This window comes from Nostoc sp. C057 (assembly GCF_013393925.1).
GTDB classification, from domain to species: Bacteria; Cyanobacteriota; Cyanobacteriia; order Cyanobacteriales; family Nostocaceae; genus Nostoc; species Nostoc muscorum_A.
This window is the reverse complement of record NZ_CP040281.1, coordinates 6,468,585-6,492,194: the sequence shown is the minus strand read 5'-3', so window position 1 is coordinate 6,492,194 and position 23,610 is coordinate 6,468,585. Positions and strand designations below refer to the sequence as shown.

The following is a 23,610-nucleotide window of genomic DNA, read 5'->3' as shown; positions in this document are numbered from 1 at the left end:
GGGAATTCAAAAATCAAACTTCAAAATTAACAACTGTAAAGCAACAAACAGTCAAGCAAATATGCAAAATCTATGCAGATTAGTGTATCTGAGTGTGGCTGCATGGGAAAATCTGTTTTCTGTAGCTCTCTTAAAACAATACTATGACTGAACACACAGACTCTCAATTCCGCATCGAACGCGATTCGATGGGCGATCGCCAAATTGCTAGTAGCGTTTATTACGGCATTCAAACGCTACGGGCAATCGAAAACTTTCCTATTAGCGGCATTAAGCCTTTAGCTACTTACGTAGATGCTGGATTAATCATTAAAAAAGCTACAGCAATTGTGAATGGAGAACTGAATTGCATTCCCCAAGATATTAGTCAGGCTATTGTGCAAGCAACTGATGAAATCCTAGCTGGGAAATTCCGGGATCAATTTGTCGTAGATGTTTATCAGGCTGGTGCGGGAACATCCCACCACATGAATATCAACGAAGTTCTCGCAAATCGCGCCTTAGAAATTCTTGGTGAAGAAAAGGGCAATTATAAACGTGTTAGTCCTAACGATCACGTTAATTATGGGCAGTCTACCAATGATGTGATTCCGACGGTAATACGCATTGGTGGATTATTGGCATTATCCAAGACATTACACCCAGCAATAGATAGTGCGATCGCATCTTTAGAAAACAAAGCTGTAGAATTTCAAGATATCGTCAAATCTGGCAGAACCCACTTACAAGACGCTGTACCCGTGCGTTTGGGCGAAAATTTTCGCGCATGGGCGCAAATTATTGCAGAACATCAAAACCGGATTTACACCGCCTCTGGTGATTTAATGGTTCTGGGTTTGGGAGGTAGCGCAGCCGGAACGGGGTTAAATACTCATCCTCTATATCGCGCCCGTGTGGTAGAAGTTCTCTCAGAATTGATTGATACTCCTTTAGAACCTGCGCCTCATCTTATGGCAGCCATGCAGAGTATGGCTCCATTTGTAAATGTTTCCGGTGCTTTACGCAACTTAGCGCAGGATTTAGTCAAAATCTCTCACGATTTGCGGCTGATGGATTCGGGACCAAAAACAGGCTTGAAAGAAATTCAACTCCCTCCAGTGCAACCTGGTTCTTCGATTATGCCAGGAAAATATAACCCAGTCATGGCAGAGATGACATCAATGGTGTGTTTTCAGGTGATGGGCTACGACAGTGCGATCGCATTAGCCGCACAAGCCGGACAATTAGAATTAAATGTGATGATGCCACTGATTGCTTATAACCTAATTCACAGCATCGAAATTCTCGGCAATACCATCGCTGCACTCACCGAACGCTGCATCGAGGGAATTACTGCAAATCAAGAACGCTGTTTAGCTTATGCCGAAGGCAGTTTAGCTTTAGTAACCGCACTAAATACCCACATCGGTTACTTAAACGCTGCTGCTGTCGCCAAAGAATCTTTAGAAACTGGTAAATCCCTGCGGCAAATTGTTCTAGAACGGGGATTAATGAGTGAAACAGACTTAGCCACAGTGTTAAATCTAGAACAAATGAGTGGTATCTTACCGCTCAAAACAGAATAATAGGTTATGGGTTACAGGTTACAGGTTACTAGCCTCTATTGCCTGTTCCCTGTCCTCTGTCCCCTATTCCCTATCCCCTACCCATACTATGCAGACTCAAAAACCATCTGTTAGTCTCATTCGGGCTACATCCTACGAACGAGAGGCTTTACGAGAATCTTTAGTTACACTGCTGGAACCTTTTGGAGGAATAGCAGCATTTGTAAAAAAAGGCGATCGCGTTTTACTCAAACCTAATTTACTTACAGGGTCACGTCCTGGTAAAGAGTGTATCACCCGTGCCGAACTAGTTTACGAAGTTGCTCAGATGGTAATTGAGGTTGGCGGTAAGCCCTTTTTGGGTGATAGTCCTGCTTTTGGTAGTGCCAAGGGCGTAGCAATAGCAAATGGCTATCTGCCTATTTTAAAAGAACTCAATCTTCCCATCATCGATTTTCAAGGTCAGCGTTACCAAACAATTAGTGATAACTTTAACCATCTGCGACTGTCTAAAGAAGCAATGGAAGCAGACGTAGTAATTAATCTACCTAAAGTTAAATCCCATGCCCAGTTGACATTAACACTGGGTGTAAAAAACTTGTTTGGTTGCGTCCCTGGCAAAATGAAAGCTTGGTGGCACATGGAAGCCGGAAAAGATGCGAATAGATTTGGTGAAATGTTAGTAGAAACTGCTAGGGCTATTAACCCTAACTTAACCATATTAGATGGGATCATTGGTCATGAAGGAAATGGCCCTAGTAATGGTGAACCTCGCCAACTAGGAATTTTAGCAGCCGCATCAGATATATTTGCCTTAGATCGGGCAATGGTAGAAATTCTCAATGTTCCTCCTGAACAAGTACCTACAGTTGCAGCTTCTCAAAGGCTAGGAGTTTGTCCAGAACTTGCTGCTATCGAGTTTCCACATTTAAATCCTGACTTATTAAAAATAGAAGATTGGCGGCTACCAGACAAGTTGATGCCCATTGATTTTGGTATGCCTCGTGTAATTAAGTCTACCTTTAAGCATCTTTACACCCGATTTATCAAAGAACCAATTAGTGTTTATGGAAGGAACTAAGAACTGGTAACTGAGGAAGAAGCAAGGGAGCAGGGGAGAAAGTTTCCCCTTTTCCCCCTGCTCCCCTGCTTCTTCATTTCCCTCTGCCTCTTCCCATGCCCAATGCCCAATCTAATGCAAACTTCGTTACAGCAATTTCAATTATTAGCAGAGTAATCTGTAATTACCCTCCGATTGCTTAACCAGACCGCCCTATTATATTTAGTGGCGGTTTTTTTAGCTGATACGCCACCTTCTAAAATATTATTTACTCTACCTATATATAGATTGACAAAAATGCAGTGATATTACACAGATTTGAAAATTTAAATTCTGAAATATTTGTTTAGTGTTATCACTGAATCTATGCAGCCTAACACAGTTAATGTATCTGTATTTATTCGGTAATTATGATTGGTTATAAAAAACATTCCTACCATTTCTTCTTTAGTGTCAAATATTTGTGTGTATAACTACCGGATAATAATCGAAACCATTGATAGATATTCAGTGCTTTCGCGGTTTTGTGTCCTGTATCACAAATTAACAATTCCAGTAAAATGACCTTATCAAAGGCATTTTAGGATGTTATAATCATGAAGTATCAGACAAATATGTTTTGCTAATTAATCTTTAAGCAGCGAAAAAATGTAATTTATGATGCTGTCAAAGTTGGTTTTGCGTATGCAAACCATTACACCATACAGGGAAACATCTGAAAATATTAATTACAAAATAAAACATGATTTGTTTAGTTGTAACTTTGTATTAAGAACTCCCTGTATAAAAAGGCTATTATGACAGTTGTATAACTGGTTTAGATTGTAGGATGCTACACATTTTACAGTTTAAAAATAGCTAACATAGCATTAAGACTCTCAATTAGAGAGTAGACCTACACAGTGTTACGAATAACTTCAACTTTGTATGAATTCAAATAGCCAGTCTGCCAATTCTACCGACACATATTCCCAACGTTTGGCAGACATTGTGGGAACTGCGATCGCTCTGTTGACTCTTACCCTACCCGTATTTGTCATCGCCCACTATTCTTCAACTAATGTTCAAAATAACCAGCAACCCCTGATCCAAAACCTACAAGGAAGTAAAGATTGATAAAGTTTTCCAGTAGCATTTCATCAGGAATAACCTGAATTTGTATCGTGTGACTCCAGGTTTCAGGTGTCTTGACAGAGTAGGGGCAGAAATCCCTCCAACAGCAATCAAGGGCGGGAGAAAATAATACCCTCTTGGAAAAAGCGTTGCGAAGTAACTTCGCAACGCTTTTTCCATTTTTCAGAGGGGTGGTGAGATGAGGAGGACAAGGGAGACGAAGAATTATTGAACAATTCTCTTCCCTATTCCCCATTCCCCATTCCCAATTCCCCATCAGAGATCCATATTGCCCTAAAATTCTACACGGGGAGCGAAGCTGACTGAGTGCCCCCATGATTCACTGTTATCAGAGGACTTTTTTGTGGATTTATCTCGTATTCCTGCCCAACCGAAACCCGGTTTAATCAACGTTCTGATTGAAATTACTGGCGGAAGTAAAAATAAATACGAATACGACAAGGAACTAGAAGCTTTTGCTCTAGACCGAGTACTTTATTCCTCGGTAAAATATCCTTATGATTACGGCTTTGTGCCCAATACTTTGGCTGAAGATGGCGATCCTCTGGATGGTATGGTCATAATTGACGAGCCAACCTTTCCAGGCTGTATTATTGCTGCGCGACCAATTGGCTTCTTGGAGATGATTGACGGTGGCGATCGCGATGAAAAAATCCTTTGTGTTCCTGACAAAGATCCCCGCTACACTCAGGTAAAATCCCTGAAAGACGTAGCGCCACACCGCTTAGATGAAATTGCCGAATTTTTCCGTAGTTATAAAAATTTGGAAAAAAAGGTGACTGAAATTCTCGGTTGGCAAGATGTGGACAAGGTTGCAGCTTTAGTAGAAAAATCCGTCAAAGCTTATAGAGGATAATAGAAGAGTTAGGAGTTAGGAGTTAAGAGTTATAAATTTTTATTCCTCAATCCTAACTCCTTTACAGACGCGATTAATCGCGTCTCTACTCATCAATTTCATTTGTTACGAAACTGCCACCAAATCCTAAACCAAAATGCAGCGTACTCTCCTTTTGGCAAAAATTCATAATTGCACCCTTACGGGGGCGAATATCAACTACGTGGGTAGTATCAGCATCGATGAAATCCTTTTGGAAAAAGCTGGGATCTTACCTTATGAGCAAGTGCAAGTAGTTAATAGTGCCAACGGTCAGCGTTTTATTACTTATGCGATCCCGGCTCCAGCCCATTCAGGAGTAATTGAGCTAAATGGGGGTGCGGCACGTCTAGGCATTATTGGCGATCGCTTGATTATAATGACTTACGGGCAGTTCACTCCAGAAGAGTTAAAAAATTACTCTCCTACGGTAGTCATTGTGGACGAAAAAAACAGGCTGTTGGAAGTTCGGCGCTACGATGACCTGCTCGTTAAGGTCTAATTTGAAGGAAAATGTCAAATTTTGAGTTGTCGGATTCCCAAAGCTACATACCTGAAAAATCTGCTACCCTGCCAAGTAGCCCAGCAGGTGAGTTTATTGTGCAATTTTGGGGTGTACGGGGTTTGATTCCTACCCCAGACACCAGCACCAACCGCTATGGTGGTAATACTGCTTGTGTAGAAATGGCTGTAGGTGGAAAACGCTTGATTTTTGATGGTGGCACTGGTTTACGCATATTGGGTAAAACTTGGCAAGAACTACAACAGCCAATACAAGCCCATTTATTTTTTACCAACTGCCAATCAAACCGAATTCAAGGGTTTCCCTTTTTTGCTCCTGCATTTATTGGAGAAAATTGCTTTCATATTTACGGCACAGCTGCCTCAAATAGTGCCTCAATCAAACAATGTCTGTACGATCAGATGCTCCAGCCCCACTTTCCTTATCCTTTACAGGTAATGCAGTCGGAGTTGCAGTTTTACAATCTGACTCCAGACAGTGATGTAAAGCTAGATGATGTCATCATTACAACCGCATTAATCAATCAAACTCAGCGCTCAGTTGGCTACCGAGTTAGTTGGCAAGATTATAGTGTTGCCTACGTCACGGATTTGCACCAAAATGCCGATCAAGTAGAGCGAGAGCGGATTTTAGAGTTTATTAAAGGCGTTGATTTGCTGATTGCCAATGCCACTTACACTCCCCCTACGTCTCACAACCATGACTCTGCTGATTTACTCTGGCAAGCTGCGGTGAATGCAGCTTTGAATGCTGGTGTGCAACGGCTAGCTATTTCTCATCATCACCCAGATGACCATGATGATTTTCTTGATAGGGTTCAAGTCGATATTAAATCTGCCTTTCCTGAAGCAGTATTAGCCCATGAAGGTCTAGTTTTAGCTGTTGGTAAGCTTTAAGCGAATGGAATTCGCGCGCCACTTGCTTCTCCTGTCGGAGACGCTGCGCGAACAAGTCGGCAGAGCCGCCCAACGCAATGGCTTGGCTACACAGGCAAAGTCCGCCTCCGCGGACTAAGAAAAAATTAAGGCTTTAAACCCACGGAGGTGGGTTTTGTTTGTGTAGACGCGGTTTATAACCGCCCTTTTAACTATTGCTCCTACGAAGCATTTTGCAACTCGGCTGTACGGATTGAAAGCTGCTGTGTCTGATTGCCCCGTTGCACTTTCACCTGTAATACTTGACCAAGACGACTGTCTTCCACAACGTTCTGCAATTGTTCAGCGCTGGTAATAGCTTTACCATCAACTTGCAGAATTACATCCCCGCGCCGGATACCGGCAGATGCAGCTGGAGAATTGGGAACAACTCGCATGACAAAAACACCATTAATTTCTGGTATTTGAATCGGAGAGTTGGGATCGGTGTTATTTTGCTTGGCAAGATCGGGTGTTAAAGTTAGCATTTGCACGCCTAAATAGGGGTGAGCAACTTTGCCATCACGTTGCAGTTGCGCTGCGATCGCTTTCGCTTTATCAATAGGAATGGCAAACCCAATACCCATCGCGTCGGGACGAATTGCTGTGTTAATGCCAATTACTTCACCTTGGCCATTTAATAGCGGCCCGCCAGAGTTACCTGGGTTAATAGCGGCATCAGTTTGAATGAAGTCTAAGCGTTTGTCGCTAATGCCAACTTGGGCACTGGAACGTTTGAGCGTACTGACAATTCCCAAAGTAACGGTGTTATCAAATCCTAAAGGATTACCAACTGCGATCGCCCAATCTCCGACTTGGACATTAGTGGAAGAACCCAAGGGTGCAACTGGTAAATCGTTACCAGCGTTAATCTTGACTACTGCCAAATCTGTAACTTCATCAATGCCTTGAACTTTCCCTTCAAAGGTGCGGCCATCTTTGAGTCGGACTGTTACCTTGTCAGCCTTATCGACCACATGAGCGTTAGTCATAACTAAGCCGCTCTTGTCAATAATGAAACCTGAGCCTAAACCGCGTAACTGCTCAGAAGGCGGCATTTGTTGAGAGAAACCGTCACCAAAAAACCGACGGAAAAATGGGTCTTCCATAAATGGATCAACGCGACGAGTAATTGTTCGCTCAGTATCAATGCGAACAACTGCTGAACCGACACGATTCACTGCTGCGGTGACAAAGCTACTACTACCGATCGCACCTGTGGCTGGTGATTGTCGTTGGGCAATCAGTTGTGAAGTATCTGCATCTGTTATTGGGGGTGCGGGTTCGGCTTGGGAGGGCAACACCTGCAATGTGCTAACCGTTAGCACAACTCCGAGCGCGATCGCTAAAACATAACTACTGAGTTGACGTATGGATCTGGGTAATTTGGGAAATCGCATAATCACAACCTAATTTATAAGCTTAATTGTTGCTTAGTCGTGACAAATCTATTTACAGTTATTTTTACTTCAGGTTTCGCCTGCCTTCCCAATTCCTGGATTTCTCACAAGTGAGAAATGAGCGTGAGTGTGGGGAGTGTGGGGAGAAAGAGGAGGAATTGAATAACTGCACATCAATGAACGCTGCATTGCCTCCCACACCTCCCACACTCTCCACCCGAACCACACAATACGTGAGAAATTCGGGAATAGTGTGGTTATGGCATTTTACGATTTACCTATAATCAAGTTAATGGAAAATTTAACCCAAAAGCTATTATGGACATTCACCCTTTACAAGTTCGGTTTTTACCCATCAATAAAACTTTTGGATTGCTAATAAAACTAGAAGTTTCAAAGTAGTGACACTGATAAAAGGAGATGTGGGACACCCATACTCACTTTTGGTTCAAAACCCGATCGGATGATGAACTAACTTTTGAATAAAATTTCATTCCGACTGATTGCACCTAGCTGGGGTAAAGAGTTGATTGCTGAGTGGGGAATGAGAGCAGTAGGAACGGTTAAAGGTAGTTGTAACTGTTTTACAACACTTTGCAGTAGTTGGTCTTGTCCAGTCCGCAAACCCCAAACATTTGTACCACGATTGATAATAGCAAACCAAACCAAACCGCGATCGCGTGTGGGCATAACTCCTGCTAAAGCACTCACATCTCTAAGAGTGCCAGTTTTGATCACAGTAGCAAGGGGAATGTGTCTGCTGTGTACTGTTCCTCGGTGATCAAACCCAGACATGGGGAACAAGTCACTCAGATTTAGCTGATGGGCAGATGCCTCACTTTGAATGGCCATAAACATCGCACAAACAGCCCTGGGGGAAATGCGATTTTCGGGGCCTAGTCCAGAACCATTGATTAACTGAATTTCCACTTGTGGCACCCTCGCAAGGTTAGCAGCAGTGGATTGGACTACAGCTGCTCCTCCCACTGAATCTGCTAGCATCTCTGCCATATCGTTGTTACTGTAAACATTCATTTCCTTGATTAGTTGCTTCAAGGGTAACGAGCGATGACGCAGTAACAAAGTTTGTTGGGGGTTTGGTTGTGCCTCAACTTTCACCGTACCCGAAATGACTACTTGAGGCTTGGGCGTTCCCTTAGCCATGATGGAGTGTGTATAAATAGCGGGGCGGCCCCAAGTTGCACGATTTAGTGTTTGCTTGAGCATCATACCTGCCAGCATCGGCTGCCGTTGGAAATTCATGGCAAAAGTGCCATTAATGATTAAATTTCCCTTTACCTGCTTGATGCCCATTTGATTGAGAGTATTACCAAGAGCGATCGCTTCTTCCCAAACAAACAAAGGATCGCCACCGCCTGTAATCACCAAATCGCCCTGCACAACTCCATTTACCACTGGCCCAGTGATACTCACCAAAGTATCAAATTGGTAATCTGGGCCCCAAGTTTTCAAAGCAACTAGTGAAGTGGCAATTTTGGTTAAAGAGGCAGCAGGGAGAGGTGTCGTACCTTGGTGATTTGCCATCAGCATTGGGCCCGACTGCATCCAAATGCCTTGACTTTCAGCCAGATTTTGCGCCACCACTTTTGATGTGATGAGCTTTTTCAGATATTCCTGCACCGTAGTTGCCCCAGTTGGATTGGGATCGGGGGCAAGAACTAAACCAGGGCTACTTTGCCAAGTTAAAGCATCTAAGGCATCTAGAGGCTTGATTTGTACCCCGGCCATTTCCAGCCAGAGTGACACCAAACCTGAACCCAATAATTCCAGCATATTTTATTCCTCTATATGTGTTTAGGATGTTCTATATTATTTCCTGTGCTAATATACACGCTTTTTTATGCAGATCAGCATTGAGTCACAATAACTAGTGCATTAGACATCTGAAAGTAAGGTGAATCACATGATTTTCGTTATACTTTTTACAAAAAAACACTGACTCTAAAAGCCACGTCTCTTGAAAGCCAGTATAAAGGAGGCAAAGCGAATTGACTCTTCATATTTCATCACTTTTTATTAAAAAATTGATAATAATTTAGATACATTGGAAATTTCTCTTCAATACCTCTTTCAAAGTCATCCTAAAGCAGACATATCAGTAAGTTAAATTATGAAGACATCAAAATCATCCAACATTTTTTTCGTCTATCTAGCCTGAGATAAACTGAAAAAAGGACATTGGAGTGGTGAGAAGTTTGTTGCGATCACCTGCGTTATTATGTCGCTCTCATAGAGTCAAATCTTTAGCGATCCCAAAGATATTAAACTGGCAATAAGCCTGTGAAGGCTGTCAAAAATATTGGGATACGGGTGGAGAAATCCACCCCTAAACTCTACTTTCTTTCTGGGTGTGCTGCATCTTCTGATGAAACATTACCCATTTGGTTAATTGTGGCAATCATCTGATACAAACGCCCCAAGTCGCGTTGATTGAAGTACAAAATGAGCCGGGGTAGTTCAACCGTTTCATCTTGTGCTTCTTGAGGTAATGCCTGAGTTTTTTCAATCCGTCCTTTAACAATAATGTCACTGAAATCAGCATTGAGTTGCTCTACAAGATAGTCTGATATATCTGTCTTCAGACGGATGACTAATTGCTCACCTACATATCGACAGGAATGATAAACCTGGTAAAAACGAGTAATAGCGTCACAAGCCACATCCAGGTTGTCTGTCACCGTGTAAAGGCTAGGGTCTTCAGGACTGACAAGACCATTTTGGACTAATTGCTTATCAATATATTCGCTCCAAGACCGCCAGTAATCACCACCAGGATGGTCAATTAAAACTAGAGGTACTGGGCCAAACTTACCATTCTGGCTTAATGTCATACATTCAAAAGCTTCATCTTGAGTGCCAAAGCCTCCCGGAAATAAGGCTACAGCATCACTTTCTTTGAGGAGAAAAAGCTTACGAGTAAAGAAATATTTGAAAATAATTAGCTTGGGATCGCCCTCTATAAAAGGGTTTGCTTCTTGTTCAAAGGGTAATTGAATATTTAATCCAAAGGAATTTTCTCGTCCAGCACCTTCGTGACCCGCCTGCATGATTCCACCGCCACCGCCGGTCATCACCATAAATCCTAATTGAGAAACAGCGCGAGCAAACTCAAGGGCCATTTGATACTCTGGCGTATCTGGCGCTAGACGAGCAGAACCGAAGATGGTGACTTTGCGAACGTGTCGGTAATCATAAAAAAGCTGGAAACCTCGCTCCATATCTGCTAACGCAGCCGACAATATTTTCCAATCGAGACGCTCAATTTCGGTATCAGCAAGACGAACAATAGTAGCAAGTGCTTGCTGAATAAATTGCCGATTTTTTAATGTCGGTAGACGAACGACCAATTCAGCGATATCCGCCTGTAAAGACTCTAATGTGTCAAACGACGCAGATGAAGTCATGAGAACTGCCGCAACAATGGCATTATATTCTACGTGAATGACTTACACTCTAGCAAGCGGAATAATAGCCCCCTGAATATCAATATCCCGTAGCATCTGAATAATTTAAAAACGACAGAGATGCTGAGGACGCAAAGGACATAAATAAACCCGGATTTCTCACGATACTGTAGGCAGGGGAGTGTGGGGAGAAGAGCAGTGTGGGGAGAAGAGCAGTGTGGGGAGAAGAGCAGTGTGGGGAGTGTGGGGGGTAAGATTTCTTCCCCATCCTCCCACACCTCCCACACCTCCCACACCTCCCACACCTCCCACACCTCCCACACCTCCCACACCTCCCACACCTCCCACACCTCCCACACTCCTTGATTTCTCACTTGTGAGAAATCAAGGATAAAGATATCACCACGTTCCCTCAGTTCAACCCCAATTCTTCTTTCAATGCCTCCGGGACATTAACTGCTGTCTTTAATCCCCGCACACCTTCCCATTGCTGTTTTTTACCCCAAGTCATTTTTTCCATGTTGGCATCACTGAGGTCTGCACCACTGAGAATGGCGTAACTTAGGTTACTGTGGCTGAGATTCGCGCCATTGAGGATTGCACCACTCAGGTTACTGCCACTGAGGTTAGCGCTGTTAAGGTTGGCATAGCTGAAGTCTGTACCGAAAAGGATCGCGTCGGTGAGATCGGCACCACTGAGGTCGGCTTCGCTGAGAATTACCCCACTGAGGTCGGCTTCGTTGAGGCTTACCCGACTCAGGTCTACACCGCTAAGGTCTGCGCCTAAGAACATTGCACCGTTAAGTCTGGCATTGTTTAGTTTGGCACCATTAAGTTTGGCATAGCTAAGGTCAGCAGCCATGAGGATGGCATCACTAAGATTGGTGCTGAAAAGAATTGTGTCGCTGAGGTTAGTACCGTTGAGGATGGCATGACTCAAATCAGCACCACTGAGGTCAGCGCGGCAGAGGTCAGCATGGTTAAGGTTGACATTGCTGAGGTTGGCTTCACTTAAATTCGCACCAAAAAGGATGGCGTTGCTGAGGTCGGCGCGATTCAGGTTAGTGCTGCTGAGGTCAGCGCGGCTGAGGTCGGCGCGGCTGAGGTCGGCGCGGCTGAGGTTGGTACTGCTAAGGTCGGCGCGATTCAAGTCAGCGCGGCTAAGGTTGGCACAGCTAAGGTTAGCACCACTGAGGTTAGTGCTGCTGAGGTCAGCACCACTTAGGTTAGCACCACTTAGGTTAGCCCCACTGAGGTTGGCATCGCCGAAGTTGGCACCGCTAAGGTTAGCATCTATGAAGTTTACGCCAGTTAAGTTGGCATCGCCGAGATAAGCAAGGCTGAGGTCAGCACCGCTAAAGTCTGCCCCGGTGAGGTTGGCATCGCCCAAGTAAGCACTACGAAAGTTACCACCTTTGAGGAATTGCCCAACTATACTGCTAAAGTTGCCAATGTCTAGGGCATCGCTATAGTTAATGATCCGCAGCAGTTGGGATGTGAAAAAATTGTCTGTATCTGGTTGGGCTGATGGATAGAAGGTAATTTTTTCTTTGAGTTCATCTTGCTCTTGAGCGTAGCGGTGTAACTCTAACAGTAAAATCAGTACGTTCAATCCTGTATAGATGTCTACCTGTCTCAGCCCGATCGCAATATTTTGAGTTGCTAGCTTTAATTTTGTTTTCTGAGGCAGGTTATCATCTGGTGTAGCATCAATAAATTCTCCCTGACACCAGCGACGATAAAAATCTTCTAGCCGCCAGAAAAGCACTTCTGGGTCAATCTTTTGACTAGTCACAACCAATTCTATTATTTGGTTGACTATTTCTGATTTCAGCGCTCCATTGCCTAGTAAATCATAAATCTCTTCATGCATCTGGCGATCGCACACTCTTAAGCATAACTCTGATGCTAGCGGGCCCGATATGCGATCGCCTATCTTAGAAGTCAAACTGCTATTTGATATTGTCCATTTTTCTAAGCTTTCTTGCAGTCTTTGAAACCATAAATCTTCCTGTAAATTACCTTGAGCAAATTTAACGCTTTTGTTTACTTTAATACTTTTTCCTTGAGATAAACCGACTTTAGTTTCCACCGATGTAGTCTTTGGCATCTCTTGTAAGCTTATATCCCTCACATAATTTCTCAGCAGTTGCCAAACTTGAGATAAATATGTTGACATTTCTGTGTCCGTTGTTACATTTAAATTACTGTTTTGATAATCTGGAACTAAAATTTTTTCTTTGTTACTTTGCTTATCATTGCGAAAAATAAATAGTATCAATAAATACTACACGAAAAATATCATGCGTTGTCGATATCTATGATGGGCTACACTGACGGCGTTTTTGAAGGGTGGCTTCTCGCTAACCCTTAGTCACGTCAAGCTTCTTCTCTTGATGTAAATAAGTGTGATCGGAAAAATTCTTTCAAAAATCAAGTAATTTTCCGATTTTGGTTTATTTGTTATACTTTTTTCCCCAGATATTTACTAGTCTGATGTAAAAATAATACTTACTCATCGTAATAGACGCAATTGTTAGGAAAAATCCATCTGTACAACAGCGTGAACATTGCGGAAAAATGGCAACTAAAATTGAAGTCTAAACTTTACTGCTTTAGATAAAGCAGCTAAAAGAATCAGCAAAAAACAGGCTACATAACTTTGCAAAAGTTAAAAATTAACTACCGAATCGTTATTGGGGGATTGATGCGATGAACAACAGATTAACTTTTTATATGATTTTGTTACATGGTTTATTTTTAGGAATAACAACAGCTAACGCCAAATCACCATTTGTCAATGGAATTGCTCCAGAGTTTTCAGCGAACCATAAGGCTGTGGCGGTTGTAAAAGGCGTAGTTACAGCCAATAATCAGTTAACGGCAGAAACTTCTTCAACTAAAATCTCAGCATTATCGCTAAATAGTATCAATATTTCTCAGAGACAGAGGCTACCGTCAGGGCAAGTGTGGGTGGTTAATCAAAATAAACACGTACAGCCTCAACCGTTTATTTGGGTAGTAAAAGATTCTAAAAAAGCAGGACAGCAACCATTTTTGCAAGTTGCAAAACCCGCAGAAAAGCCTAAGCCTGCCAAAACACCAGCAGCAAAGGATGATTTAGAGGTTTTTGATGAAGTAGTGAAAGACACCCAAAAGTCAGGGGGGCTGTTCACTCTTTATCGCAATAAAGAAAAGAATAAAATTTATCTAGAAATTAAGCCAGAGCAACTTAATAAAAATTACCTCGCTACGGCAACCCTAGAATCGGGCATTGGTGAACGGGGTATTTACAGTGGTATGCCTCTACAAGATTTTTTGTTTTATTTCCAACGGGTAGATGATAAATTAAACTTTGTCATCCGTAATGTCAATTTTCGCACTCGTGAGGGAGATCCTCAAGTGCGATCGCTAGCTCGGTCTTTTAGTGATTCTGTACTCTACAGCATTTCCATAAAAAGCATTCATCCCCAACGCAAAACTCTTCTCATCGATTTGGGCGATTTATTACTGACAGATTTAGGCGGATTATCCGCAAGTTTAGGAGTCCCAGCAACCACAGATCAGTCCTATTTTGGTACTGCTAAAGCTTTTCCGCAAAACTTAGAAATTGAGTCAGTTTTAAATTTCTCTGGTGGCGGTACCCCTGACAGTGAAACACCAAGTTTCGGTTCGCTAGCTGATAACCGTGGCTATACCTTGCGCGTCCACTATAGTCTCTCCCAGCTACCTGAAAAAGATTATCGACCGCGCCTTGCTGACGATCGCATTGGCTATTTCATCACCGCCTACCAAGATTTATCCAAAGACGATCGCGGCGATTCTTTTGTCCGTTACATAAATCGCTGGGATTTAGAAAAACAAGACCCAAAAGCATTAATTTCTCGCCCCAAAAAACCGATTGTCTTCTGGATTGATAACGCTGTGCCCTTAGAGTACCGCGATGCGATGAAAGAAGGCATCCTAATGTGGAACAAAGCCTTTCTGAAAGCAGGATTCAAGGATGCAATTGAAGTCCGCCAAATGCCAGATGATGCAACATGGGACCCAGCAGATATTCGTTACAACACAATTCGCTGGATCAACACAGTCGATGGTTATTTTGCAATGGGGCCATCCCGCGTTAATCCGTTGACTGGAGAAATTTTAGATGCAGACATTCTCGTAGATGCCAGCTTTGTCCGGGCGCTTAAGAATGAGTATCGCAAAATTGTCCAACCCAGCCAAGCACAAAGCCAGACGACCTTATCAGCTTTGATGCAAAATCGTCTACTTTGCGCCAATGGTTTAGATGGCAAAAATAATGCTGTACCCAAGCAGATGCCAGGGCAACAAGAGTTGTTGAACCGTTTATCTAAAATGGCAGGCGAGTACGATTTATGCTATGGGATGGAAGCTGCTAACCAGTTTGCCCTTGGTTCCCTGGCGATGTCACTATTGCCAGATACCATGGCCACTCCAGAGCAGGTGAAAGAATATATCAATCAATATTTACGTTTAATCATCGCTCACGAAGTTGGACATACTCTTGGTTTACGTCATAACTTTCGTGGTAGTACTCTGCTAGCACCAGAGGAGATGAATAATACGGAAATTACCAAAAATAAAGGTCTGACAACTTCCGTAATGGACTACATCCCCCCAAATATTGCCCCTCAAGGGACAAAACAGGGAGATTATTTTCCTAGTATGGTAGGGCCTTATGATGAATGGGCGATTAAGTACGGCTACATTCCAATTAAGACATCAACTCCCATAGCAGAAAAGCCAATTTTGGAAGAAATTGCCGCCCAATCCTATAAGCCAGAGTTGAGTTATTCTACGGATGAAGATGTCTATGACCTTGACCCAACTGCTGATGCTTGGGATAACAGTGGTAATGTGCTGCTTTATTCTCAGTGGCAGTTGAATAATTCGCGGGTGATGTGGGAGCGTCTCGATAAGCGTTATCCATTAGCTGGTGATAGTTACAGCGATGTCAGCGAGCGTTTTAGCACAGTATTGGGTAACTATTTTCAGCAAATATATTACACCACTAAATACATCGGCGGACAGTCTTTTTATCGCATTCACCCTAGCGAAATCCCCTCTGGAGTTGGGCAAAAGCGATTACCATTTGAAGCAGTACCAGTTAAAGAACAACGACAAGCTTTAGAAACCTTGCAAAAGTATTTGTTTGCAGAAGATGCTCTGAGCTTTTCACCAGAACTACTGAATAAATTAGCACCTTCCCGTTGGCGACATTGGGGTAGTTCTCCCCAAGTTGGTCGTTTGGATTTTCCTATTCATGACTTAGTGCTACTCATGCAGGGTTCTGTATTGCGAGATTTACTCTCAGGCGATCGCCTCTCTCGTCTCAAAGATATTGAACTTAAAACTAAGGCAGAAAATGCACTGACTCTACCAGAACTATTTGACACTTTGCAATCAGGTATCTGGACAGAAGTAATCAAACCAAAAGGTAAACCAATGAAGATTGCCAGTTTACGGCGAGGGTTGCAGCGCCAATACCTGGACATTTTGACTAATATGGTGTTGCGAAAAGAATATGTCCCAGAAGATGCTCGGACTCTGGCTTGGTATAAACTCAAACAACTAGATGAGAAACTCAAGGGAGTTAATTCTGAGGATGAATACACCAAAGCGCATTTATTAGAAACACGCGATCGCATCGAGAAAGTCTTGAATGCACCGTTGCAAGCGAATTAAAAAAGTTGTTGTAGAGACGCGATTAATCGCGTCTCTTTGGCAAAATATATCAAGTTTCTGTTTTAGAAATAAAAAACTCAAAATGAGGTAGCAGATGAGCGAGTTTCCTCCTGCTACCTCTGCTTTCTCCTAACTACTCAACGCCTTTAAGAACCGTTGTAAACTCTTAAATACATTGGGCTTTCTCGCAGGTGCAGCGTCCGTTGTTGTTTGCGGTTGTCCTTTTAAAAGGATCTGATCCAAATCATCACCCGATGGTTTTGTGGGTAATTCAGCAATTCTTTGATATTCGCCGTCGGTTTCCAGCCAAACTTCCCACTGTCCGGGATAGCAGCGAGATAGGGCGCTTTGCTCATCTATGGGGCGCAGGTAATAACAAGATTCAATGGTATTAGTGAAACGCAGGCGAGTTTGCCTTGCTGCATAACCAATGCCCACAGTTCCAGAATCTTCTAAACGGGGATTTAAAAAGACTACAGGGCGATCGCCTATTTCTTGACATAGCTTTTCCACCTGCGGTACTTCTACGGAAGTGGGGGCAATGAATAAGAAAATTTCATCCTCTGGCTGAATTTTTGTTTGCAAGGAAGCAGTCCTTCCCGTACCAATATCCAAAATTTGAAATGGTGCATCTATCCAATTGCGGCGGGCTAAAGCCGCAGCCCCCGCGTCAGCAAAGAAAATCTTCAAACGGGAATCATATTCTATAAACAGTGGCAGAAATTGTTCCGCCACCGGCATAAACTTGATTTCTGGAAACAGGAACTCAACCTGTATGCGAGTACAACCATCTGCAAGGGCAGCTTGGACGGCTGTACGAGATTGGGCGATCGCATCTTCAAGGGTATTAGGAAGTTCACTCATAGTTTTTTGTGTCGCTTTAGCATTACTTCCATTGTTCCAGTATTGGCTATGATTGAGGGAGTAAACACAAAGCTGTTTTACATTCCAAATTTAGAGTGCGATCGCATAGAAGACACATTTAAAATTTTACCTGTTGTAAAAAGACTCGTTTAAAACTTTCAGCGATAACCGCATAGAGCGCCGATCAGATAAAACCTAGATATTTTGATACGCGATACGCAAGCAAAATCCCTGCAATCCCACCGATAACGCTAAAGAAGATTGAGGTGAACGATAGCAAACTTCCACCCCACAATACAGGGATGTAGCTGCCAATCGTAGAGCCAATGAACATCCCAATCCCAATGATGAATTTATTCATTCAATAAAAGCCTCAAAAGTCATAAAAATTAAGTCATGCTTGAACTCCTTTATGACTCAAAATATTACCTTTTGGGAAAAACTCGTTTAACAATACCGAAGCTGGGATAACTTTTAATATCCTGTTTTGGGATTATCCTAAAATGGGTTTATTGTGTTCAATGTATACATAGTGCTAAAGCCAAGGCACAATGAAATTTGTTTTCAGCCAGGACTATGAAATATTCCGTCGCTGTATGATTGCGGCTCGTAAGGAAGCAAAACTGACTCAAGAGACGCTTGCTAAATCCTTGAAAAAGCCACAATCTTTCGTAGCCAAATATGAAAACGGTGAACGGCGGTTAGATGTAATTGAGTTTCTGTTAGTTACTCGCTTAATCGGTGTAGATCCTTGCGATCTTCTCAGAAAAGTTGAACAAGGAATATCTGAAGCATCTTGTGAGGAAGAGGTATGAATACACAGGATGTAATCAGGCTTGCATCTCAGTATTTAGATAACTTATCAGGTCATACTTTCGACGTTTTAAATATATCTAAGCCTGTAACTGTAGATGCAGCAGTAAACTTGGCTAAAGTTATCTCAAAGCTTTCACCCTTACTCGGAAATTTAATCGAATTTAACACAGTTGAATTTTTGAATAAACAAAATGAATTTTCTGAGTTTGGGAAATGGCAGAGGCAAGATCCGGGCTTTCCAGATACTATTTTTGTGGGAAGAGTTCAACCGACACCAGGATTAGAGATTAAAGCATGGTTTCCCTTAGCAACAGAAATAACAGCACGCTTTAAAGATAGCCAAAATCATTTTAAGTACGATCAGACTTATGTTGCGATGCTGGCATGGTTGCCTGAAAAAATTATCTACGGCAAACCTCGTATTCTTGATGTATGTGTTGTCTCTGGTTTGTCAGTAGCATTAGCTAGAGATACACATTATCATAATCCGCCAGATTATCTTGTTTTGGAGCCAGAAGATACAACTCAAAGAACAGCAAATTTACAGCAAACAAACACTAGCGGTTATAAATTTCAAGGTTCTGTTGCAGAGTTGTTAGAAGCTCAAAAAATAGTTGATTCATGGGGGGTCGAAGGAAAAATATATCAACCAACTAGAGAATATCAGCATCTTCTGCGTGAACTGTTGATCCGGTACAAATACAGACTGGATACTAATTTTGCAAAGATGGATAGAATTGTCCATCCAGGTATTGAAAAATTTAAGCAGCGTGTCTATAATATTGAAGTTTCTGGTATTACAGTTGGTCAATGGAATAAGCTTCTATCAAGCCGTCGAGAAGACAGCATAAAAAAATATCTACAAGATTATCTAGAGATTAGAGAAGAGAGTATTGATGAACTTCTTGATTAAATCTTTGAACTCCATAGTAAAAATAATCTGGATCAATTTCGCAAGAGTAAGCTTTCCGTGCCAGTTTATGTGCTGCTAGAGATGCACTGAATAGTCCTCCGAAAGGTTCCCATATAACATCCCTCTCATCACTTGATGCTTCAATAATAACGCTCATCAAATCAAGAGGCTTCTGATTGAGATGTAGTGCTTTTCCAGAAGGAATCTTAACTCTTTCATCGCCCCGTAAAGCTTGACGATCCCAAACATTTGTAAAACCATGAGGACATCTAAATTTAGAGCGCATCTTACTCCATTCTTGCCTTGTTAAAGATTCATTCCCGTCCAAAGAAAAATAAGGTCTTCCTTCTGGATTACCATGCTCATTTGCATAGTTCACTAACCTCTCAAACATCTCTGGAGGAGGGAAATACCATAAGTGTCCTTGATCGAAATACTTCCTAGTTGCTGCATTAGCTACACCACAAGCATCGTTTGCCCGTCGTAGTAGTAATCCAGAACGTTTCCACTCTTTTAGCAACCATTCTTTTAAGGTGAGTTTGTTGACTTTAACTTCTCTTACATATTGAACACACACTTCTGTAACTACAGGGAATCTACGAATTTTCTCTGTATTAACATTTCCTGCTATATGACCTTTTCCTTTGTTCCAAATATTACAATTAACATAACGCCAACCATAATTTTCTAAAACTGGATGCACAACAGCCCAGCCAATTTCTGAATTCCAAAACCAGAGTGTTGTGCATGGTATAGCTGCTTTTGACCATGCTTCAATATGAGGCTCATACCAATTAGGTAAATCAATATGATCTGAAGTGTCTCCTTCAAAACCAAGAACACCGTAAGCTCCATCTGAAACGATTACTGTAGGCTGCTCCCAATTGTTGTAATGTTCGAGACTATCACCCAGATATAGAGAAACACTTTCATCATTCCACTCAAAAAAATTTAATTTGGTATTGAGGTTGACTACTTTTCCCCTACCAACTGTACTGGTAGCCTTGCCTTTTAAAGTCTTGGGGGAAATCGGTTCTGGGTTAGATAGACTCATTTATTGCTTTGTGTGGCTCTGAAACTTGACTATGTGTTATTTTATCCCGTTTTGGGATATTTTTGTAGTGATAGACACTAAAATTATTTAGAAATATACTCAATAAGCAATATTTTCTAAATATACCTTGTCCAATTGGAACGATTCAGGAACCTTAACTGTTTCCAGAGGTACGTCATTTATCGCGTTTAATTTAACTATTAACTTAGTAGCGTTGCCAATAATTTAACGCTTAACTAAAGATAAATCTGGTGTCAGCCTTTGCAAAATTTGCTTCAACACCATCACTGTCCAATCTATATCAGCTTCAGTGGTATCACGCCCCAATGTGATGCGAATTCCCCCCAAGGCGGCTTTTTCGGAATAACCCATCGCTAACAATATTGGGCTAGGGCTAAGTTTGCCACTGTGACAGGCAGCACCAGCACTGATGCCGATGCCAGCAAGGTTTAGCTGTCGTACCAAGGCTTTACCGCTAAGTTTTTTCCCGTCGGCGTTTTCTAAGCACATACTCACATGGTGAGGTAAACGATCGCAAGCATCCCCTGTAGGAATTAAACCAGGAATCTCAGCTAATTGGGCAAAGGCGCGATCGCGTAACTCAATTAATCGTGGTGTTTCTGTAGCCAATTCTTGCGCTGCTAATTCTGCTGCTACACCAAACCCCGCTATTATCGGTACTGCTTGCGTACCAGAACGCAGTCCCATTTCTTGCCCACCACCACTTAGTAACGGCATCAAATCCACACCAGGACGCACATACAGCGCCCCCGCACCTTGGGGGCCATAGATTTTATGACTAGAAAGGCTAACTAAGTCTACTGCAAGTTGTTGCACATCTATAGATAAACGTCCCGCAGCTTGCACCGCATCTGTATGGAACAAAGCACCATGCGATCGCACAATTTTACCCAATGCTGCGATCGGTTGCACAGTCCCAACTTCACTTTGACCGTAAATTATGGAAACCAAAACTGTGTTATGTCGCAACGCCGCCTTTAAATCTAGGGGATTGACTCTACCTTTAACATCTACAGACAAGCGCGTAACTTCCCAACCCCACATTTCTAGCAACTTTACTGTTTCTGAAATTGCGGAATGCTCGACGCTGGAAATAATTAGATGTTGAGGAACAGCATACAACCGAGCCACACCCATAATCGCTAAATTATCTGCTTCAGTGCCGCCGGAGGTAAAAACGATCGATTCAGGACTAGCAGCGTTAATTAAACCAGCAACTTGAACTCTGGCTTGTTCTACAACCGTTGCCGCCCGTTGTCCCCACTCATGTAAGCTGGAGGGATTGCCCCACTGTTGAGTCAGGATTGTTTGCATAACTGCGATCGCTTCTTTTCGTGTGGGAGTAGTAGCGCTGTAATCTAGATAAATTTGCATATAGCCGATAATGGTGAGAACACACTTTGGTAATAGGCTGGCGATCTTTTCAGAAGATGCAGTTTACCTGGATAAATCCTGAAAAAAATCTTTGTAATTCTGCTTCTAGGAGTGGATTTTTCCCTTTGTTTGGAAAGTTATTTTTCTAATTAATTTAGAATACAAAATTTTGGGAATGATAAATCTGTCCACTCCCAATCCACTTTTAACAGATTACAGTGCAACTTATCTCTAGACAAAGATATTTTTCATATATCTTTTTACTAATATTCTCCCTCACTGGTTGTCAACGAGTCCAGTCTTTCAATCAGCGTCCAGCACCTCTACCACAAGACCCTTTAGTTCAAGTTTACTTTAACCATTCTGAGTCTTCAGAATACAAAGAAGCTTACCGTCAGCAAACTCGCTTGGGGGATGATTTAGAAAAAGAAATTGTCAATGCTATTATGCACGCTAAATCTACGATCGATGTGGCGGTGCAAGAATTACGTTTACCCAAAGTTGCCCAAGCACTGGTTGAGAGACAAAAAGCTGGGGTAAAAGTCAGGATAATTTTAGAAAATACCTACAGCAGACCTTGGAGTAGTTTAACATCTGCTGAAGTAAGTAAGTTAGATAAAAGAGAACAGGAACGCTACAACGAATTTCGCAAATTTATCGATATTAACCAAGATAATCAACTCAGCCCAGCAGAAATCAATCAAAGAGATGCTTTAATAATTTTGCAGAATGCTAAAATTCCCTGGATAGACGATCGAGCAGATGGTTCAGCAGGTAGCAGCTTGATGCACCATAAATTTGTGATTGTAGATAATCGCATTGTAATTATCACTTCAGCGAATTTTACGCTAAGTGATACATCTGGTGATTTTACAAATTCCAATACTTTAGGCAATGCCAATAACTTATTGCAGATTGACAGCCCAGAATTAGCATCTTTATTTACAGAAGAGTTTAATATTATGTGGGGAGATGGGCCAGGAGGTAAGCCAGATAGTCGATTTGGTTTGCAAAAACCTATGCGATCGCCTAAAAAAATTACATTAAATCAAACCACAATTACTGTGCAATTTTCGCCAACTTCTCCAACTCAATCTTGGAGTAACAGTAGTAATGGCTTAATTGGTAAAACTTTAGATTCAGCAACCAAATCTGTTGACATGGCCTTATTTGTCTTTTCCGATCAGCGACTTGCCAATATCTTAGAAATTCGCCATCAACAAAATGTGCAAATTCGCGCTTTAATTGAACCACAATTTGCCTATCGTCCCTACAGTGAAGCCTTAGATATGATGGGAGTTGCTCTCAGTAATAAATGTAAATATGAAGTTGATAACCATCCTTGGCAAAATCCCATTACTACTGTAGGTGTACCTGTGTTACCCAAAGGCGATTTATTGCATCACAAATTTGGTGTAATAGATAGCCAAACAGTAATTACGGGTTCTCATAATTGGTCAGATGCTGCCAATAATGGCAATGATGAGACACTTGTAGTAATTGAAAATCCCATAGTTGCGGCTCATTATGTGCGAGAATTTGCTCGTCTTTATGCCAAAGTTAAACCCGGCTTACCACCAGCAATTCAAGAAAAAGTTAAATTAGAGCAAACACGGTGTCCCCAGATAAAAAGTTCTTCATCTAGTGAACTACAAGCAATTAAAAAAATAAATATTAACACTGCAAATTTGGCAGAATTAGAAACTCTCCCTGGCGCGGGTAAGAAGTTAGCACAACGGATAATTCTTAGCCGTCAACAGCAAGAATTTACATCTTTACAAGACTTAGAAAGAGTTCCAGGGGTTAAAGCGAAGACATTGGAAAAATGGCGCGATCGCGTGATTTGGTAGCAGTCTCTGTTTAAAAAATGAGATCCCCCTAAATCCCCCTTAAAAAGGGGGACTTTGACTCCGATTCCCCCCTCTTTTTAAGGGGGGTTAGGGGGGATCAATGAGTATCTAAAATCACAGCCAACTTCTTTTCAA

Annotated in this window: 20 protein-coding genes and 2 pseudogenes; 12 read left to right on the top strand and 10 right to left on the bottom strand. The window is 42.1% G+C overall.

Going from position 1 to position 23,610, the window contains the following annotated elements; translation table 11 throughout:
* Window positions 1-143: 143 nt before the first annotated feature.
* The 6 genes from FD724_RS27590 (at window position 144) to FD724_RS27565 (ending at window position 6,031) form a co-directional block, all read left to right on the top strand.
* On the top strand, window positions 144-1,565 hold the full coding sequence (locus FD724_RS27590) for an aspartate ammonia-lyase (protein ID WP_179074821.1): 1,422 nt from the start codon (window positions 144-146) through the stop codon (window positions 1,563-1,565).
* Window positions 1,566-1,653: 88 nt separating this feature from the next.
* Window positions 1,654-2,625 carry a DUF362 domain-containing protein gene (locus FD724_RS27585; RefSeq protein ID WP_179074820.1) on the top strand — a complete coding sequence of 324 codons (972 nt, stop codon included), beginning with the start codon at window positions 1,654-1,656 and terminating at the stop codon, window positions 2,623-2,625.
* A 906-nt stretch (window positions 2,626-3,531) separates the two neighbouring features.
* Entirely contained in the window at window positions 3,532-3,720 is a 189-nt protein-coding gene (locus tag FD724_RS27580) for a hypothetical protein (protein WP_114084033.1), read from the top strand.
* Window positions 3,721-4,081: 361 nt separating this feature from the next.
* Entirely contained in the window at window positions 4,082-4,594 is a 513-nt protein-coding gene (locus tag FD724_RS27575) for an inorganic diphosphatase (protein WP_114084032.1), read from the top strand.
* A 136-nt stretch (window positions 4,595-4,730) separates the two neighbouring features.
* Window positions 4,731-5,114: an aspartate 1-decarboxylase gene (gene panD / locus FD724_RS27570; protein WP_012409102.1), complete on the top strand. Its 384-nt coding sequence runs from the start codon at window positions 4,731-4,733 to the stop codon at window positions 5,112-5,114.
* 11 nt (window positions 5,115-5,125) lie between these two features.
* Window positions 5,126-6,031 carry an MBL fold metallo-hydrolase gene (locus FD724_RS27565; RefSeq protein WP_179074819.1) on the top strand — a complete coding sequence of 302 codons (906 nt, stop codon included), beginning with the start codon at window positions 5,126-5,128 and terminating at the stop codon, window positions 6,029-6,031.
* Between the two features lie 200 nt (window positions 6,032-6,231).
* Here FD724_RS27565 and FD724_RS27560 read toward each other — a convergent pair whose 3' ends face one another.
* The 3 genes from FD724_RS27560 to FD724_RS27550 form a co-directional block, all read right to left on the bottom strand.
* Window positions 6,232-7,449 (bottom strand): HhoA/HhoB/HtrA family serine endopeptidase, encoded by a 1,218-nt coding sequence (locus FD724_RS27560; RefSeq protein WP_179074818.1) that lies wholly within the window; start codon window positions 7,447-7,449, stop codon window positions 6,232-6,234.
* A gap of 471 nt (window positions 7,450-7,920) precedes the next feature.
* Window positions 7,921-9,243, bottom strand: coding sequence for a D-alanyl-D-alanine carboxypeptidase (locus FD724_RS27555; protein WP_179074817.1), 1,323 nt, complete (start codon window positions 9,241-9,243; stop codon window positions 7,921-7,923).
* A gap of 560 nt (window positions 9,244-9,803) precedes the next feature.
* Window positions 9,804-10,874 carry an LOG family protein gene (locus FD724_RS27550; RefSeq protein ID WP_179074816.1) on the bottom strand — a complete coding sequence of 357 codons (1,071 nt, stop codon included), beginning with the start codon at window positions 10,872-10,874 and terminating at the stop codon, window positions 9,804-9,806.
* A 217-nt stretch (window positions 10,875-11,091) separates the two neighbouring features.
* On the opposite strand from FD724_RS27550, the gene FD724_RS27545 reads away from it, so the two are divergent.
* Window positions 11,092-11,268: a hypothetical protein gene (locus FD724_RS27545; RefSeq protein WP_179074815.1), complete on the top strand. Its 177-nt coding sequence runs from the start codon at window positions 11,092-11,094 to the stop codon at window positions 11,266-11,268.
* 18 nt (window positions 11,269-11,286) lie between these two features.
* Here the strand turns inward: FD724_RS27545 and FD724_RS42165 are convergent, their stop codons facing one another.
* The gene (locus FD724_RS42165; protein ID WP_372726532.1) at window positions 11,287-11,667 is read right to left on the bottom strand and encodes a pentapeptide repeat-containing protein; all 381 of its coding nucleotides are present in this window, start codon (window positions 11,665-11,667) and stop codon (window positions 11,287-11,289) included.
* A gap of 15 nt (window positions 11,668-11,682) precedes the next feature.
* Window positions 11,683-12,084, bottom strand: a pseudogene (locus tag FD724_RS42160) (pentapeptide repeat-containing protein); the annotation flags it as partial.
* Between FD724_RS42160 and FD724_RS42155 the strand changes: the two are divergent.
* Window positions 11,975-12,208 (top strand): hypothetical protein, encoded by a 234-nt coding sequence (locus FD724_RS42155; RefSeq protein ID WP_372726531.1) that lies wholly within the window; start codon window positions 11,975-11,977, stop codon window positions 12,206-12,208. The pseudogene FD724_RS42160 and the gene FD724_RS42155 overlap by 110 nt on opposite strands.
* Here FD724_RS42155 and FD724_RS42150 read toward each other — a convergent pair.
* Window positions 12,115-12,747: pseudogene (locus FD724_RS42150) on the bottom strand (pentapeptide repeat-containing protein); the annotation flags it as partial. The gene FD724_RS42155 and the pseudogene FD724_RS42150 overlap by 94 nt on opposite strands.
* An 839-nt stretch (window positions 12,748-13,586) precedes the next feature.
* Here FD724_RS42150 and FD724_RS27535 point away from each other — a divergent pair.
* The gene (locus tag FD724_RS27535) at window positions 13,587-16,583 is read left to right on the top strand and encodes a zinc-dependent metalloprotease (protein WP_179074813.1); all 2,997 of its coding nucleotides are present in this window, start codon (window positions 13,587-13,589) and stop codon (window positions 16,581-16,583) included.
* Window positions 16,584-16,712: 129 nt separating this feature from the next.
* On the opposite strand, the gene FD724_RS27530 is transcribed toward FD724_RS27535, so the two are convergent.
* Window positions 16,713-17,447: a DUF1995 family protein gene (locus tag FD724_RS27530; RefSeq protein WP_179074812.1), complete on the bottom strand. Its 735-nt coding sequence runs from the start codon at window positions 17,445-17,447 to the stop codon at window positions 16,713-16,715.
* A 184-nt stretch (window positions 17,448-17,631) separates the two neighbouring features.
* Complete coding sequence (locus FD724_RS27525) at window positions 17,632-17,808, bottom strand: hypothetical protein (RefSeq protein ID WP_179074811.1); 177 nt, start codon at window positions 17,806-17,808, stop codon at window positions 17,632-17,634.
* A gap of 190 nt (window positions 17,809-17,998) precedes the next feature.
* On the opposite strand from FD724_RS27525, the gene FD724_RS27520 reads away from it, so the two are divergent.
* Window positions 17,999-18,262 carry a helix-turn-helix domain-containing protein gene (locus tag FD724_RS27520; RefSeq protein ID WP_114084025.1) on the top strand — a complete coding sequence of 88 codons (264 nt, stop codon included), beginning with the start codon at window positions 17,999-18,001 and terminating at the stop codon, window positions 18,260-18,262.
* Entirely contained in the window at window positions 18,259-19,176 is a 918-nt protein-coding gene (locus FD724_RS27515; RefSeq protein ID WP_179074810.1) for a hypothetical protein, read from the top strand. The genes FD724_RS27520 and FD724_RS27515 overlap by 4 nt, the downstream gene beginning before the upstream one ends.
* Here the strand turns inward: FD724_RS27515 and FD724_RS27510 are convergent.
* Both FD724_RS27510 and FD724_RS27505 read right to left on the bottom strand, forming a co-directional pair.
* Window positions 19,142-20,230, bottom strand: coding sequence for a DNA methyltransferase (locus FD724_RS27510; RefSeq protein WP_179074809.1), 1,089 nt, complete (start codon window positions 20,228-20,230; stop codon window positions 19,142-19,144). The two genes, FD724_RS27515 and FD724_RS27510, sit on opposite strands and share 35 nt — an antisense overlap.
* 225 nt (window positions 20,231-20,455) lie before the next feature.
* Window positions 20,456-21,625, bottom strand: coding sequence for a cysteine desulfurase family protein (locus FD724_RS27505; protein WP_179074808.1), 1,170 nt, complete (start codon window positions 21,623-21,625; stop codon window positions 20,456-20,458).
* 218 nt (window positions 21,626-21,843) lie between these two features.
* Between FD724_RS27505 and FD724_RS27500 the strand changes: the two genes are divergently transcribed.
* Entirely contained in the window at window positions 21,844-23,475 is a 1,632-nt protein-coding gene (locus FD724_RS27500; protein WP_179074807.1) for a DUF655 domain-containing protein, read from the top strand.
* Window positions 23,476-23,610 lie beyond the last annotated feature (135 nt).

Coding starts and splice junctions, on each gene's coding strand:
- FD724_RS27590 (WP_179074821.1), top strand. CDS start 144: ATGACTGAACACACAGACTCTCAATTCCGCATCGAACGCGATTCGATG.
- FD724_RS27585 (WP_179074820.1), top strand. CDS start 1,654: ATGCAGACTCAAAAACCATCTGTTAGTCTCATTCGGGCTACATCCTAC.
- FD724_RS27580 (WP_114084033.1), top strand. CDS start 3,532: ATGAATTCAAATAGCCAGTCTGCCAATTCTACCGACACATATTCCCAA.
- panD (WP_012409102.1), top strand. CDS start 4,731: ATGCAGCGTACTCTCCTTTTGGCAAAAATTCATAATTGCACCCTTACG.
- FD724_RS27565 (WP_179074819.1), top strand. CDS start 5,126: ATGTCAAATTTTGAGTTGTCGGATTCCCAAAGCTACATACCTGAAAAA.
- FD724_RS27560 (WP_179074818.1), bottom strand. CDS start 7,449: ATGCGATTTCCCAAATTACCCAGATCCATACGTCAACTCAGTAGTTAT.
- FD724_RS27555 (WP_179074817.1), bottom strand. CDS start 9,243: ATGCTGGAATTATTGGGTTCAGGTTTGGTGTCACTCTGGCTGGAAATG.
- FD724_RS27550 (WP_179074816.1), bottom strand. CDS start 10,874: ATGACTTCATCTGCGTCGTTTGACACATTAGAGTCTTTACAGGCGGAT.
- FD724_RS42165 (WP_372726532.1), bottom strand. CDS start 11,667: ATGTTCTTAGGCGCAGACCTTAGCGGTGTAGACCTGAGTCGGGTAAGC.
- FD724_RS27535 (WP_179074813.1), top strand. CDS start 13,587: ATGAACAACAGATTAACTTTTTATATGATTTTGTTACATGGTTTATTT.
- FD724_RS27530 (WP_179074812.1), bottom strand. CDS start 17,447: ATGAGTGAACTTCCTAATACCCTTGAAGATGCGATCGCCCAATCTCGT.
- FD724_RS27525 (WP_179074811.1), bottom strand. CDS start 17,808: ATGAATAAATTCATCATTGGGATTGGGATGTTCATTGGCTCTACGATT.
- FD724_RS27520 (WP_114084025.1), top strand. CDS start 17,999: ATGAAATTTGTTTTCAGCCAGGACTATGAAATATTCCGTCGCTGTATG.
- FD724_RS27515 (WP_179074810.1), top strand. CDS start 18,259: ATGAATACACAGGATGTAATCAGGCTTGCATCTCAGTATTTAGATAAC.
- FD724_RS27510 (WP_179074809.1), bottom strand. CDS start 20,230: ATGAGTCTATCTAACCCAGAACCGATTTCCCCCAAGACTTTAAAAGGC.
- FD724_RS27505 (WP_179074808.1), bottom strand. CDS start 21,625: ATGCAAATTTATCTAGATTACAGCGCTACTACTCCCACACGAAAAGAA.